Raw genomic sequence first — 14746 nt, forward strand, 5'->3', positions numbered from 1 at the left:
GCGCGAGCCACAGGTTCGGACATGCGCTCGGATACTCAGTTCCCCGGCTGAGTACGCGCAGACTGGATCCATGGACTGGAGCCACTACCGATTCGTGAGTATCTGGGACCTTCCCGCCCCGCCCGACGCCGTGTACGAGATCCTCGAACGCGGCGACGACTACCCGCGCTGGTGGCCGCAGGTCCGCGAGGTCACCCCGGTCGACGGCTCCACCGGCACCACCCGCATCCGCTCGCTCCTCCCGTTCGACCTCGTCATGACCGTCCGCGAACGCCGCCGCGACCGGCGGGCCGGGGTCATCGAGGCGACCCTCAGCGGCGATCTGGACGGCTGGGTCCGCTGGACGGTCACCCCGCACGGCGGTGGCAGCCGCGCCGTCTACGAGCAGGAGGTCGAGGTGCACCGGCGGCTGATGCGGCTGCTGGCGGTGCCCGGACGCCCGGTGTTCCGGGCCAATCACGCCCTGATGATGCGTGCCGGGCGGCGGGGTCTCACGGCCAGGCTGGAAGCGGTTTGAACCGGACCCCGGGAGCCCTGTATGGTTCAACCCGTTCCCGGGCGATTAGCTCAGTGGGAGAGCGCTTCGTTCACACCGAAGAGGTCACTGGTTCGAACCCAGTATCGCCCACCCGGAAGAAGCCGGTCCGTCAGCAGAATCGACGGACCGGCTTCTGCGTGTGCGCAAGCGGGGGCCGGGAACCCTCTCATGCCGCGGCAGGCAGTTCCGGGCGCAGCGGCCAGGCCGGATCCACCGCCTCCGTCGTGCCGTTCTTCGCGAACCACGCCTGCAGTCCACGCGCCTGCGCCGCATGCCACACGGCCTGCAGGGTGTGCAGCTCCGGCGGGGTCAGCCGCTCCAGCCGGGACGAGAACCGCCGCCCCACCGCACGCACCAGCTCCAGCGAGGCCGCCGCGTCGGCCGCCGCGTCATGGGCGCCGTCGAGCACCACTCCGTACAGCTCGCACAGATCGGTGAGGGTCCGCCGCCCCTTGCGGTAGCGGTCCAGATGCTTGTCGAGCACGCGCGGATCCAGCACGCACAGCGGGGAGTTCTGCAGATACGTCCCGAGCGACGAGGCGCGGTGGCGCTTCAGCTCGCGGTCCAGCAGCGTCAGGTCGAACGGCGCGTTCATCACGACCAGCGGGCGCCCGGCCGCGCACTGCTCGGCCAGCGCGCGGGCTATCTCCTCCACCACCGGCGCCGGCCAGCGGCCGTTGCGCTGCAGGTGATCGTCGGTCAGACCATGGATCTCGGTCGCCCCCACGGGCACCGGTATCCCCGGATTCACCAGCCAGCGGGTGACGCGCATCCGCCCGCCCGCCGCGTCCTGGACGACCAGGGCGGCCGAGACGATCCGGTCCCCCTCGACGTCGACTCCTGTTGTCTCGGTGTCAAAAGCGGCCAGCGGCCCCTCGTACCAGTGAGTCATCCCCGAACTCCTCGTGCCCGAACGGCAGATGTGTGATTCCTCTGCCCGGTCCGGTGATACCCGCGCCCTTTGCCTCGTACGCCGTTTGCGGGCCGTCCCGTGCGGTGACAACACAGGTGAGGGGAGCGGGAGTTGTCCGCCGCCCCCGCCCGGAGAACCGATCGGCACAGCCCGGAAGGCACCCGCAGCCATGGCGCTCGCGAAGCCCGAACCGAGCGGGCTGCTGTCCCAGCGGACCGAACCGCTGCGCGGCACACTCGCAACCACCGCCTGCATGGAGACGCTCCAGGTGGGCTATCTGCACGCCGTAGCGGCCGCGGCGGGGTGCTCCCTGTCGCAGCCCTTCCCCGACAACGGCATCGACTGGCACGTCAGCCACGGCGCGCCGGGCCATGCCGTGGACGACGAAGTGACCATAAAGGTCCAGCTCAAATGCACGTACCAGATCCCGCCGAGCCCGCCGGGACCGACATTCGCCTTCACGCTCGACAACGCCCACCTCGTCAAGCTCGCCCGGACACCGGTGTCGGTGCACAAGATCCTCGTGGTGATGATCGTGCCGCGCAGCCAGGACGACTGGCTGCGCGCCGGGCACGACCGGCTCGACCTGCGGCACTGCTGCTACTGGACCAACCTGGCCGGCCACGCGGTGACGGGCCGGCACCGGACCACCGTGCGGATCCCCACCTCGCGCATCTTCGACGACCGGGCGCTCTGCGCGATCATGACCCGCGTAGGGGCGGGAGGGAGACCTTGATGCACCGGCCGATGGACGGACACGACGACTGCACGGACGGAACGATCCCGTCAGCCACCCGCCCGCACCCCGCCGAGGTCGCGGGGCCGTGGCCCGATGCTGCCCGGCTCCCGGGAGACGTCCCGGACCCGGCCCGGGTCGACCCCGCGGTCCTCGGCGCCCTGCTCGGCCGGCACGGCTGGCGGCGCCGGGGCGGGGCGGCCGGGCGCTACAGCCGGTGGACGCCACCGGGCCCGCCCGCCCCGCCCGGCGGTGGGACGAGCCTCCTGGTCCCCGACACCACCGCTTTCCCCGACAGCGAGGACCTCCTCGCCGAGGCGCTGACCGCGCTCGCCCGCAGCGCCGCACCCTCCGCCCGCGAGGTGCTGGTCTCCCTCGCCGTGCCCAGCGACGAGATCCGCTGGTGGCGCGAGGTCCCCGAGACGGTCGCGGGCGCGGCGGGCTGGGCCGGGGCCGAGCGGCTGCACACCGCGGCCCGGCAGATACTGCTCGCCGGAGCCCTCGCCGTACGCGCGAACACCGGCTACCACGGCGCACGCCACCGCCGCAGGGCCAGGGCCGCACTCGACGGCATCCTCGTCGGGCCCGCGCCCGGCGGCCGCGAACTCGCCGCGTTCGTGCCGGTCGAACCGGGCCGTGCCGTCGCCGTACGGCTCCACCGGGCGCTGCACGCCACCCGGGAGGCCGTGGACTACCAACGGGCCACCGGCGGCTACGAAGCCTTCGACACCGCCGTCGAGGCGGGTGTCAGCCGGGAGCTGACCGAGGCCGTCGTCGCACTCGTCCAGGGCTCGGAAGGGGCCGGGATCGCCCTGGAGTGGGCGCCCGCCGCCGGAACCCCCGAGGGCTGCCCGGCCCGGCCCGAGCCGGTGGAGTTCTCGCCCGGTGACCTGCCGGCCCTGCGCCGGGCGGGCGAGCGCTACCTCCACGACGAGCCCGCCGTGACGGTACGGATCACCGGCGCCGTCGTCCGGATGCGCCGCTCGGCACCGCGCGGCCCCGGGATCGTGCGGCTGCGGGTGCTGGCGGGCGCCGAGGTGCCGCACGTACGGCTGGAGCTGGACGAGGAGGCGTACCGGATCGCCGGCCACGCCCATCTGGTGGGGCTGCCGATCCGGGTGGAGGGCAGGCTGGAGAGCCGCGGCGGCTTCCGGCGGCTGACGAGGACCTCGCAGGTCGTGCCGGTGCAGGTCGACGAGGCGGAGCGGGACCGGCTGATGAAGTCGCTCCAGGAGAACGTCGACCTTTTCGAGGAGGCGTGCACCGGCGAACAGGCCGCTGGGGGAGGGGCCTGCGGGGGAGCGGTGGGGCCGGCTGCCCGAACCGTTTAGCAGAGGGGGCCCGCGGCTCGGTACGATTCGTATCGCACGCGCACTACACATGCGTGCGTTCCCCCTGAGTCAGGAGAGACCGGTGTCAGACGTCCGTGTGATCATCCAACGCGATTCCGAGCGGGAAGAGCGCGTGGTGACGACGGGCACTACGGCAGCCGAGCTCTTCACCGGCGAGCGCACCGTCGTCGCCGCCCGGGTCGCCGGCGAGCTGAAGGACCTCGCGTACGCCGTCGCCGACGGCGAGGTCGTCGAGCCCGTCGAGATCTCCTCCGAGGACGGCCTGAACATCCTGCGGCACTCCACCGCGCACGTCATGGCGCAGGCCGTGCAGCAGCTCTTCCCCGAGGCCAAGCTCGGCATCGGTCCGCCGGTCAAGGACGGCTTCTACTACGACTTCGACGTCGAGAAGCCCTTCACGCCCGAGGACCTCAAGGCCATCGAGAAGAAGATGCAGGAGATCCAGAAGCGGGGCCAGAAGTTCTCCCGCCGGGTCGTGACGGACGAGGCCGCCCGCGAGGAGCTGGCCGACGAGCCGTACAAGCTGGAGCTCATCGGCATCAAGGGCTCCGCGTCCTCGGACGACGGCGCGGACGTCGAGGTGGGCGGCGGCGAGCTGACCATCTACGACAACCTCGACCCGAAGACCGGCGACCTGTGCTGGAAGGACCTCTGCCGGGGCCCGCACCTGCCGACCACCCGGTTCATCCCGGCGTTCAAGCTGATGCGCAACGCCGCGGCGTACTGGCGCGGCAGCGAGAAGAACCCGATGCTCCAGCGCATCTACGGCACCGCCTGGCCCACCAAGGACGAGCTCAAGGCACACCTGGAGTTCCTGGAGGAGGCCGCCAAGCGCGACCACCGCAAGCTCGGCAACGAGCTGGACCTCTTCTCCTTCCCGGACGAGATCGGCCCCGGTCTCGCGGTCTTCCACCCCAAGGGCGGCATCATCCGCCGCGCCATGGAGGACTACTCGCGCCGCCGGCACGAGGAGGAGGGCTACGAGTTCGTCTACTCCCCGCACGCCACCAAGGGCAAGCTCTTCGAGAAGTCCGGCCACCTGGACTGGTACGCCGACGGCATGTACCCGCCCATGCAGCTCGACGACGGGGTGGACTACTACCTCAAGCCGATGAACTGCCCGATGCACAACCTGATCTTCGACGCGCGCGGGCGCTCCTACCGTGAACTGCCGCTGCGCCTCTTCGAGTTCGGCACGGTGTACCGGTACGAGAAGTCCGGCGTGGTGCACGGTCTGACCCGCTCGCGCGGCTTCACGCAGGACGACGCGCACATCTACTGCACCAAGGAGCAGATGGCCGAGGAGCTCGACCGGACGCTCACCTTCGTCCTGAACCTGCTCCGCGACTACGGTCTGACCGACTTCTACCTGGAGCTCTCCACCAAGGACCCGGAGAAGTTCGTCGGCTCCGACGAGATCTGGGAAGAGGCCACCGAGACGCTGCGCCAGGTCGCCGAGAAGCAGGGGCTGCCGCTGGTCCCGGACCCGGGCGGCGCCGCGTTCTACGGCCCGAAGATCTCGGTGCAGTGCAAGGACGCCATCGGCCGCACCTGGCAGATGTCGACCGTGCAGCTCGACTTCAACCTCCCGGAGCGCTTCGACCTGGAGTACACCGGCCCGGACGGCACCAAGCAGCGCCCGGTCATGATCCACCGTGCCCTGTTCGGCTCCATCGAGCGCTTCTTCGCAGTGCTCCTGGAGCACTACGCGGGTGCGTTCCCGGTGTGGCTGGCCCCGGTCCAGGCGGTCGGCATCCCGATCGGCGACGCGCACATCCCGTACCTGCAGGAGTTCGCGGCCAAGGCCCGGAAGAAGGGGCTGCGGGTCGACGTGGACGCTTCCTCGGACCGGATGCAGAAGAAGATCAGGAACCAGCAGAAGGCCAAGGTGCCCTTCATGATCATCGCTGGTGATGAGGACATGGCCAACGGTGCCGTCTCCTTCCGCTACCGCGACGGATCGCAGGAGAACGGCATCCCGGTCGAGGACGCCATCGCCAAGATCCAGAAGGCCGTCGAGGACCGCGTCCAGGTCTGACGGACCCGGTGCGGGTGTCAGGCCCCCGGAGAGCTACCCGCCCTCCGGGGGCCTCTTCTCGTCCTCCCGCCGGAAGACCTGGAGCAGCCACGAGGAGAACGACCCCGTCACCGCCCCCAGCAGCGCCAGCCCGCACACCATCAGGCCCGCGGCGACGACCCGGCCGCCCGGTGTGATGGGCACCGCGTCCCCGTACCCCACCGTCGTGAGCGTCTCGCACGCCCACCACACCGCGTCGCCGAAGGTATGGATCGTGGACTCCGGGACCTTGTGCTCCTGGTGGTAGACCGCGAGCGAGGCGGAGAAGCCGAGCAGCAGGGCGGACGCGCCGGCGTAGCTGATCACACGGGCGTACAGGCTCAGCCGAGGCCGCTCCCGGCGCTGCTGGACCGCGTTGTAGACCCGGATCAGGCGCAGCGGCCGCAGCAGTGGAAGCAGCAGCACCATCGTGTCCAGCCAGTGCGCCCGGAAGAAGCGGTGGCCGAGGCCGCTGAGCCGGAACCGTACGACGTAGTCCGCCACGAAGACCAGCCAGGTGGTACCGACCAGGACCAGGGCGATGTCCCGCCAGGGTTCGGTGTCCTCGGGGACGAGGACGCGGACCGCGTAGCCGAGCAGGAAGAGCAGGGAGACGCCGAGGAGCGGCACCTCGGTGCGCTGCTCCCAGCGCCGGAGGCGTTCAGGGGTGGAGTCGGCGGACCGGTCGCTCATCGCCTCAGCATCTCCGTACGCCGACGGGTGTGGCCCCGGCGACACGCACCCCGGGAGTGAAGCAATATGCTGATCGCCATGACGAGTGAGCCGGAGCAGCAGATCGGAGTGGGAACGCCCGACGCGTTCCAGCGCCTGTGGACGCCCCACCGGATGGCGTACATCCAGGGCGAGAACAAGCCGACCGGCCCGGAGGCCGGCGACGGCTGTCCGTTCTGCGGGATCCCGTCGAGTTCGGACGAGGACGGGCTCGTCGTCGCCCGCGGCAAGCACGTGTACGCCGTGCTGAACCTGTATCCGTACAACGGCGGCCATCTGATGGTGGTGCCGTACCGGCATGTCGCGGACTACACGGAGCTGGACGGTCCGGAGACCATGGAGCTGGCCGATTTCACCAAGCGGGCGATGGTGGCCCTGCGGACGGCCTCGGGGGCGCACGGATTCAATATCGGCATGAACCAGGGTTCGGTGGCGGGTGCCGGTATCGCGGCCCATCTGCACCAGCATCTGGTGCCGCGCTGGGGTGGTGACACCAACTTCATGCCGGTGGTCGGCCACACGAAGGTGCTGCCGCAGCTGCTCGCCGACACCCGCAAGATGCTGGCCGACGCCTGGCCGGAGGGCTGATCCCGGCAGTGGTTCGTGCAAGGGCCGCCCCCGCCGGTTTCCGGCCGGGGCGGCCCTCGTGCGTCGGGGCGACCGGCTACGCGTCGTACAGGTCGGCCTTGCGCGGGGTGGGGTCCTGTACCGCGCCGCTCAGTATCATCGAGCGGTTGTCGAAGCGCTCGGTGTCGACGCCGTTCTCGTCGAGGACGCGCAGGGCGGCGCTGTGGACGGCGCGCAGTACCGGCGTCGCGGCCCGCATCGCGTCGTCCGCCATGAAGCGGTGGCGCCACGGCTTCTCGGCCCAGGCGTGGCGCAGACCGAACGGCTCGGGCAGGGCGATCTTGCCGCCCAGGTAGTCCAGCAGCGGCGGGTACCAGGTGAACGGGGCGCGCAGGGCGAGCCGGACGACCTCGCTGGACTCGACCAGCGGGAGGGTGATGTCGCGGGTCTCCCAGAACCGGACGGTCTTGTTGACCGTCTTGGTCTTGGCCGAGGGCTTGCTGGTGAACAGCGAGTGGACCGGGCCGAGGGCATGCCCGGTGACCTCGATGCGCAGGGTTTCGTAGAGCACCGTGACCGTGATCATCATCGTGATGACCAACTGGCCGTCCCAGAGGGTGAACTGGACCCCCAGATAATGCCGGTCACCGCCGCCGAACTGCTGGTGGTTGCAGATCCGCTGTATCTCGTGCGGCTTGACCTGGAAGGTGGCGACGTCCTCGCCGGCGGGGCGGGACACCGAGTCGGCGTTCTCCCCGACGGGGGACACGATCCAGTGGGTGACCGACGGGGTGGGGAACCCGCCGGTGTTCAGCGGGCCGCGCTCCAGCACCTTGAGCTGGTCGTGGATGGCCCGGATCACGTCCCAGCTGCGGAACTGGTGGAATTCCTTGCCGGGTTCCTTGGAGACGAGCTCCTCGGCCAGCTGCCAGCTGCCCCAGCGGGTGCCCATGCCGAGGATCCCCTTGGGACCCGCGTAGAAGACCGAGTTGGAATGCTGCTCGGCGGTGAGCTTCTCCAGGCCCTGGCGGAGCGCCTCGCGGGAGGTCTCGTTGGGGTTCTTCGGCACGGCCTCGGGGATCTTGGCGCTGACGCCGCCGCCGGAGAGCAGCCCTTCCCAGCGGGCGCGCATGTCCTTGGCGGAGGACTCGGCGATCCGTTTGGCGATGAACCAGCCGATGACGGGGGCCACGATCATCGCGCGGACGTAGAGCGCCAGGAACCCGGTGAGCGGCAGGCCGACCAGGAAGACCAGCGCCACGATGCCGATGACCGGGAGCAGCGCGCCGCCCAGGGCGGAGAGCGCCTTGTCCTTGGTCTTGCCGAGGTAGTCGCGCAGCCGGAACGCGAGGACCCACAGGATCATGCCGGGCAGGAAGAGGAAGCCGAACAGGGCGGTGACGGCCGTGAGTTTGGTGTCCCGGCTCTTGCGGAGGCGGGACGCGGACAGGCAGTGCTCGACGACGGTCTGCGGGTCCGTCCCGAAGGACTGGATGAGGGCCTTGCGGGCGCCGCCCAGCATCCGTTCCTGCACGGCGCGGGAGAACGCCTCGCCGAGATTGGGCTTGAAATAGTCGGACTTGAAGAGCTTGGAACGGCCCACCTTGACTTCGGACTTGTGCCACTCGCTGTTGGCGTCAAGGATCTTCTCCACCGGGCTGTCGCGGTACGCGGCGGAGGCGAGGGCGTTCGTCGCCACCGCCTGCCCGCCCGAACCCTGGAGCGGGATCTGCGCTCCGGGAGAGAAATCGAATCCGTCGCTGGCCACTGTCGCCCCCACTCGCCGCCGAGGAACTGCTCCTGCGGCTGTTTCCCAACTGCCGTGCCTGGCACACCTTCTGAGCTGGGACCAAAGCGTATCGTCCGGATCGCTGCGCCGCCCGCCCCTGTGGACAAAGACGGGCGGCATGGCCGGTCAGGAGTCGTTCGGGTTGTTCTCCAGCTGTCCCCGGAGGCGTTCGGCGAGCTGCGGGGGCATCGCTTCGTGCCGGGCGTACGCCCGGTCGAACCGGCCGGCGCCATGGGAGAGGGAGCGCAGGTCGACCGCGTACCTGCCGATCTCCAGCTCGGGCACCTCGGCCCGCACGAGGGTGCGGCCGGCGCCGGACTGCTCGGTTCCGATCACTCTGCCGCGCCTCCCGGACAGATCGCTCATCACCGGCCCGACATAGTCGTCGGGGACCAGGACCCGGACCTCGGCGACGGGTTCGAGGAGCTGGATGCGGGTGTCCGCGGCGGCCTCCCGCAGGGCCAGCGCGCCCGCGGTCTGGAACGCCGCGTCGGAGGAGTCCACCGAGTGCGACTTGCCGTCCCGCAGCGTGATGCGCACGTCGACGAGCGGATGGCCGGCCGCGACCCCGCGGGCGGCCTGGGCGCGCACCCCCTTCTCGACGGACGGGATGAACTGACGGGGCACCGCTCCGCCGACCACCTTGTCGACGAACTCGATGCCCGAACCCGCGGGCAGCGGCTCCACGTCGATCTCGCAGATGGCGTACTGGCCGTGGCCGCCGGACTGCTTCACATGCCGGCCGCGCCCGGTCGACGGGGCTGCGAAGGTCTCGCGGAGCGACACCTTGTGCGGTACGGCGTCGACCTGGACGCCGTACCGGCTGCGCAGCCGGTCCAGCGCCACGTCCTGATGGACCTCGCCCAGGCACCACAGCACCACCTGGTGGGTGTCCTGGTTCTGTTCCAGGCGCATGGTCGGATCCTCGGCGACCAGCCGGGCGAGCCCCTGGGAGAGCTTGTCCTCGTCCGCCTTGCTGTGCGCCTCGATGGCGAGCGGCAGCAGTGGGTCGGGCGTGGTCCAGGGATCCAGCAGCAGCGGCAGCTCCGGGTCCGAGAGGGTGTCCCCGGTCTCGGCGCCGCCCAGCTTGGCGACGCTGACCAGATCCCCCGCGCCGCACGCGGTGACCGGGCGCTGCTGCTTGCCGAACGGGGAGGAGAGCGCGCCGACGCGGACCTCGGTCTCGTGGAAGGGGCGGGGCTCGTGGCCGGGGTCGGTCAGACCGTGGCCGAAGACGTGGACGGTCTCGTCGGGACGCAGGGTGCCGGAGAAGACGCGGACCAGCGAGACCCGGCCGACGTACGGGTCGGAGGCCGTCTTGACGACCTCGGCGACGAGCGGGCCGTCCGGGTCGCAGGCCAGGTCCGGCCGCGATGCCCCGTGCAGGGGGGTGACGTCGGGGAGGGTGTGCTCCAGCGGGGTCGGGAAGCCGCCGGTGATCAGGTCCAGCAGCTCGACGGTGCCGATGCCCTGGCGGGCATCCGGGGCGGCGGGGGCCGCAGTGAGGACGGGATGGAACGAGCCCCGGGCCACGGCGCGCTCAAGATCGTCGACGAGTGTCCCGATGTCGACCTCGGCCCCGTCGAGGTAGCGGTCCATCAGGGTCTCGTCCTCGCTCTCGGCGATGATCCCCTCGACCAGCCGGTTGCGGGCCTCCTGGAGTGCTGGCCGCTGGTCCTTGGCGGGCGGGTCCTCCCGCCGCTCGCCGGAGGAGTAGTCGAAGATCCGCTGGGTGAGGAGCCCGGTGAGCCCGGTGAGCGGGGCGTGGCCGTCGGCGCCCTCGGCGCCGTGGACGGGCAGGTACAGCGGGAGCACCGCGTCGGGATCGTCGCCGCCGAAGATCTCGCCACAGATCCGGGTCATCTCGTCGAACGAGGTGCGTGCCGTGTCCAGGTGGGTGACGACGATGGCGCGCGGCATGCCGACGGCCGCGCACTCCTCCCAGACGGCCCGGGTGGCGCCCGCCACCGCGTCGGCCTCCTGGGCGGCGGAAACGATGAAGAGGGCCGCGTCCGCCGCCCGCAGACCGGCCCTGAGTTCCCCGACGAAATCGGCGTAGCCGGGGGTGTCCAGAAGATTGATCCGGTACCCGCCCCAGTCGACGGGGACCACGGAGAGCTGTACGGAGCGCTGCTGGCGGTGTTCGATCTCGTCGTAGTCGGAGACGGTGGCGCCGTCCTCGACCCGGCCGGCCCGGTTGACCGCGCCCGCGGTCAGCGCGAGGGCCTCGACGAGGGTGGTCTTTCCGGAGCCGCTGTGGCCGACCAGCACCACATTCCGTACGGATGCGGGCCGGCCGGCCGTCGCTGCCCTGCCGGCGGCCCCGGTGTGTGCGTGTGCCTTGTCGCCCATGATGCGTGCCTCCCAGGTAGTGGTGCGAAGCGGAGGGAATACCGACGCGATGTGGGGAGAGGGGAGAGCTGTACGGGCACCGGGGAGCCGCCGCGGCGGCTGCACGCGACGCCCGCGGTAATTCGAGCTTTCCACTCGGGCCGGGCCGCGTCCATACATGGCACGCCGCCGCGCGACGCCGGGTGCCCGGACGGTGGACTCCGGCGGGCGTGACTACGATGGGCCAGCCGGTGGCCGTAGGGGCCGCTCGGCCCACCGACCCTCGGGAAGGCCATGCTGAACAAGTACGCGCGTGCATTTTTTACGCGTGTCCTCACACCGTTCGCCGCACTGCTGCTCCGTCTCGGCGTGAGCCCTGACGCGGTCACTCTGATCGGTACGGCCGGGGTGATGGCAGGTGCGCTGGTCTTCTTCCCGATGGGGGAGTTCTTCTGGGGCACGATCGTCATCACGATCTTCGTCTTCTCCGACCTCGTCGACGGCAACATGGCCCGGCAGGCCGGTATCTCCAGCCGCTGGGGCGCGTTCCTGGACTCGACCCTGGACCGGGTCGCCGACGGGGCGATCTTCGGCGGATTCGCGCTCTGGTACGCGGGCAACGGCGATGACAACGTGCTCTGCGCGGTCGCGATCTTCTGTCTGGCCAGCGGCCAGGTGGTCTCGTACACGAAGGCGCGCGGCGAGTCGATCGGACTGCCGGTGGCGGTCAACGGTCTCGTGGAGCGCGCCGAGCGGCTGGTGATCTCGCTGGTCGCGGCCGGGTTGGCGGGCCTGCACAAGTTCGGCGTCCCCGGGATCGAGGTCCTGCTGCCGATCGCGCTGTGGATCGTCGCCGTGGGCAGCCTGGTGACGCTGGTGCAGCGGGTCGTGACCGTGCGCCGCGAATCCGCCGAGGCCGATGCGGCCGAGGCCGCCGCCGCGGGGCCGGGGAGCGGGACCGACCGGTGAGCGACGACCCGGCACAGCCCCGCGAAGGTCTGCGGGACCGGCTGACCGACGGGCTGTACGGGCTCGGCTGGAGCGCCGTCAAGAAGCTTCCCGAGCCGGTCGCCCGGACGCTCTTCCGCACCATCGCCGACCAGGTGTGGAAGCGGCGCGGCAAGAGCGTGCTGCGGCTGGAGTCGAACCTGACACGGGTCGTGCCCGAGGCGTCACCGGCCCGGCTGGCCGAGCTCTCCAGGGCCGGGATGCGCTCGTACATGCGCTATTGGATGGAGTCGTTCCGGCTGCCCACCTGGAGTCCGGCGCGGATCAAGGCGTCCATAGACGTGACCGACGCGCACCGGCTGACCGACGGCCTCGACTCCGGGCGCGGCGTCATCCTGGCCCTGCCGCACCTGGGGAACTGGGACCTGGCGGGAGCCTGGGTCACCACCGATCTCAAGGTGCCCTTCACCACGGTCGCCGAGCGCCTCAAGCCCGAGACCCTGTACGACCGGTTCGTGGCCTACCGCGAGGGGCTCGGCATGGAGGTCCTGCCGCACAGCGGCGGGGCGGCCTTCGGCACCCTGGCCAGGCGGCTGCGCGCGGGCGGTCTCGTCTGTCTGGTCGCCGACCGCGATCTGTCCGCCTCCGGCGTCGAGGTGACGTTCTTCGGCGACATCGCGCGGATGCCCGCCGGCCCCGCGCTGCTGGCCCAGCAGACCGGCGCGCTGCTGCTGCCTGTGACGCTGAGCTACGACGACACGCCGGTGATGAAGGCGCGGATCCATCCGCCGGTCGAGGTGCCCGAGTCAGGTGACCGCACGGCGAAGACGTCCTCGATGACGCAGGCGCTGGCCGATGCCTTCGCCGTCGGAATCGCCGATCATCCGGAGGACTGGCACATGCTGCAACGGCTCTGGCTCGCCGATCTGGAGCCCCGGGAGGACCGCACGTGAAGATCGGCATCGTCTGCCCGTACTCCTGGGACGTACCGGGCGGAGTGCAGTTCCACATCCGCGACCTGGCCGAGCACCTGATCCGGCTGGGCCACCAGGTGTCCGTGCTGGCGCCCGCCGACGACGAGACGCCGCTGCCGCCGTACGTGGTGTCGGCGGGCCGGGCCGTGCCCGTCCCGTACAACGGCTCCGTCGCCCGGCTGAACTTCGGCTTTCTCTCGGCCGCCCGGGTGCGCCGCTGGCTGCACGACGGCACCTTCGACGTGATCCACATCCACGAGCCGACCTCCCCGTCGCTGGGGCTGCTGGCCTGCTGGGCCGCGCAGGGGCCGATCGTCGCCACGTTCCACACGTCCAACCCGCGCTCCCGGGCCATGATCGCGGCGTACCCGATCCTCCAGCCGGCCCTGGAGAAGATCAGCGCGCGGATCGCGGTGAGCGAGTACGCGCGCCGCACCCTGGTCGAGCACCTGGGCGGCGACGCGGTCGTCATCCCGAACGGGGTCGATGTCGGCTTCTTCGCCGCCGCCGAGCCCAAGGCCGAGTGGCAGGGCGGGACGATCGGCTTCATCGGGCGCATCGACGAGCCCCGCAAGGGCCTGCCGGTCCTGATGCGGGCCCTGCCCGCGATCCTGGAGGCCCGCCCGGACACCCGGCTGCTGGTGGCCGGCCGGGGCGACGAGGAGGAGGCCGTCGCCTCGCTGCCCGAGGCGATGCGCGAGCGGGTCGAATTCCTCGGCATGGTGAGCGACGAGGACAAGGCGCGGCTGCTGCGCAGCGTCGACGTGTACGTGGCGCCCAACACCGGGGGCGAGAGCTTCGGGATCATCCTGGTCGAGGCCATGTCGGCCGGCGCGCCGGTCCTCGCCAGCGACCTGGACGCGTTCGCGCAGGTGCTGGACCTGGGTGCGGCGGGCGAACTCTTCGCCAACGAGGACGCGGACGCGCTGGCCGCGGCGGCGATCCGGCTGCTCGGGGACCCCCGGCGGCGTGCGGAGCTGCGCGAGCGGGGCACCGCGCATGTGCGCCGGTTCGACTGGTCGACGGTCGGGGCGGACATCCTCGCGGTGTACGAGACGGTGACGGACGGCGCGGCCTCGGTGGCGGCCGACGAACGCACGGGGCTGCGCGCACGGTTCGGCCTGGCGCGGGAGTGAGGGCCGCCCGACCGGGGGGCCGGGGCCGGGCCGCCACGCCGTCCGTGCACCACCGGTAGCCTTGCCGCCCGTGATCGAAACCCTCATCTGGATCGCCGTCGCGATCGTCGCGATCGGCATGTACCTCAGCTGGACCGCCGGACGGCTGGACCGGCTGCACACCCGCATCGACGCCGCACGGGCCGCCCTCGACGCGCAACTCCTGCGCCGTGCGTCGGTCACCCAGGAACTGGCCACCTCGGGTGTCCTCGATCCGGCCGCCTCCATCGTCCTGTACGAGGCCGCGCACGCCGCCCGCCAGGCGGAGGAGGAGCACCGCGAGGTCGCGGAGAGCGAACTGAGTGCCGCGCTGCGGGCGGTCTTCGGTGAGACGGCGCAGGTGGAGGCCGTGAAGGAGATCCCCGGCGGGGAGGAGGCGGCGCTCGAACTCGCCGCCTCCGTGCGCCGTGTCCCGATGGCCCGGCGGTTCCACAACGACGCCGTGCGCGCGGCGCGCGCGCTGCGCCGGCACCGCAAGGTGCGGTGGTTCCGGCTGGCCGGACACGCCCCCTTCCCGCTGGCCTTCGAGATGGACGACGAGCCCCCGGTGGCCCTGGCGGACCGTCCCGTCAGCTGACCGGACCACCGCATTCGCGCGTGACGGGGGCCACATGTCGTCCCGTACGCGTTCAAAA

At 71.2% G+C, this 14746-nt stretch carries 13 protein-coding genes and 1 tRNA gene; 10 read left to right on the top strand and 4 right to left on the bottom strand.

Annotated features, from left to right (window positions below; translation table 11 throughout):
* The first annotated feature begins 70 nt into the window (after positions 1–70).
* Both ACFYY1_RS21960 and ACFYY1_RS21965 read left to right on the top strand, forming a co-directional pair.
* Positions 71–517 carry an SRPBCC family protein gene (locus tag ACFYY1_RS21960; protein WP_388587948.1) on the top strand — a complete coding sequence of 149 codons (447 nt, stop codon included), beginning with the start codon at positions 71–73 and terminating at the stop codon, positions 515–517.
* A 39-nt stretch (positions 518–556) separates the two neighbouring features.
* Positions 557–628, top strand: a tRNA-Val gene (locus tag ACFYY1_RS21965).
* A 76-nt stretch (positions 629–704) separates the two neighbouring features.
* On the opposite strand, the gene ACFYY1_RS21970 is transcribed toward ACFYY1_RS21965, so the two are convergent.
* Positions 705–1430: a 3'-5' exonuclease gene (locus ACFYY1_RS21970; RefSeq protein WP_376630767.1), complete on the bottom strand. Its 726-nt coding sequence runs from the start codon at positions 1428–1430 to the stop codon at positions 705–707.
* Between the two features lie 190 nt (positions 1431–1620).
* Here ACFYY1_RS21970 and ACFYY1_RS21975 point away from each other — a divergent pair, with 190 nt between their 5' ends.
* From ACFYY1_RS21975 to thrS, 3 genes are all read left to right on the top strand, one after another.
* Entirely contained in the window at positions 1621–2187 is a 567-nt protein-coding gene (locus ACFYY1_RS21975) for a DUF4365 domain-containing protein (RefSeq protein WP_388587951.1), read from the top strand.
* Positions 2187–3518, top strand: coding sequence for a hypothetical protein (locus ACFYY1_RS21980; RefSeq protein ID WP_388587954.1), 1332 nt, complete (start codon positions 2187–2189; stop codon positions 3516–3518). The genes ACFYY1_RS21975 and ACFYY1_RS21980 overlap by 1 nt, the downstream gene beginning before the upstream one ends.
* 82 nt (positions 3519–3600) lie before the next feature.
* Positions 3601–5577, top strand: coding sequence for a threonine--tRNA ligase (gene thrS / locus ACFYY1_RS21985; RefSeq protein WP_388587955.1), 1977 nt, complete (start codon positions 3601–3603; stop codon positions 5575–5577).
* 33 nt (positions 5578–5610) lie between these two features.
* Here the strand turns inward: thrS and ACFYY1_RS21990 are convergent, their stop codons facing one another.
* Entirely contained in the window at positions 5611–6288 is a 678-nt protein-coding gene (locus ACFYY1_RS21990) for a potassium channel family protein (protein WP_388587958.1), read from the bottom strand.
* A 66-nt stretch (positions 6289–6354) separates the two neighbouring features.
* Here ACFYY1_RS21990 and ACFYY1_RS21995 point away from each other — a divergent pair, with 66 nt between their 5' ends.
* Positions 6355–6915: an HIT domain-containing protein gene (locus tag ACFYY1_RS21995; RefSeq protein ID WP_266735925.1), complete on the top strand. Its 561-nt coding sequence runs from the start codon at positions 6355–6357 to the stop codon at positions 6913–6915.
* Positions 6916–6991: 76 nt separating this feature from the next.
* On the opposite strand, the gene ACFYY1_RS22000 is transcribed toward ACFYY1_RS21995, so the two are convergent.
* Together ACFYY1_RS22000 and ACFYY1_RS22005 are read right to left on the bottom strand one after the other, a co-directional pair.
* Positions 6992–8662, bottom strand: a complete 1671-nt coding sequence (locus tag ACFYY1_RS22000; protein ID WP_388587961.1) for a hypothetical protein — start codon at positions 8660–8662, stop codon at positions 6992–6994.
* A gap of 147 nt (positions 8663–8809) precedes the next feature.
* Complete coding sequence (locus tag ACFYY1_RS22005; RefSeq protein WP_388587963.1) at positions 8810–11035, bottom strand: elongation factor G-like protein EF-G2; 2226 nt, start codon at positions 11033–11035, stop codon at positions 8810–8812.
* A 273-nt stretch (positions 11036–11308) separates the two neighbouring features.
* Between ACFYY1_RS22005 and pgsA the strand changes: the two genes are divergently transcribed.
* From pgsA to ACFYY1_RS22025, 4 genes are all read left to right on the top strand, one after another.
* A complete protein-coding gene (gene pgsA / locus ACFYY1_RS22010; protein WP_266735920.1) occupies positions 11309–11983 on the top strand; it encodes a phosphatidylinositol phosphate synthase in 675 nt (224 codons plus the stop codon).
* Positions 11980–12915 (top strand): phosphatidylinositol mannoside acyltransferase, encoded by a 936-nt coding sequence (locus tag ACFYY1_RS22015; protein WP_388587965.1) that lies wholly within the window; start codon positions 11980–11982, stop codon positions 12913–12915. Before pgsA ends, ACFYY1_RS22015 begins: the two co-directional genes overlap by 4 nt.
* A complete protein-coding gene (locus ACFYY1_RS22020; protein WP_388587968.1) occupies positions 12912–14072 on the top strand; it encodes a glycosyltransferase family 4 protein in 1161 nt (386 codons plus the stop codon). The genes ACFYY1_RS22015 and ACFYY1_RS22020 overlap by 4 nt, the downstream gene beginning before the upstream one ends.
* Before the next feature lie 70 nt (positions 14073–14142).
* A complete protein-coding gene (locus ACFYY1_RS22025; protein ID WP_356081297.1) occupies positions 14143–14688 on the top strand; it encodes a hypothetical protein in 546 nt (181 codons plus the stop codon).
* Positions 14689–14746 lie beyond the last annotated feature (58 nt).

This window comes from Streptomyces sp. NPDC001890 (assembly GCF_042891445.1).
In the GTDB taxonomy this organism is placed as follows: domain Bacteria; phylum Actinomycetota; class Actinomycetes; order Streptomycetales; family Streptomycetaceae; genus Streptomyces.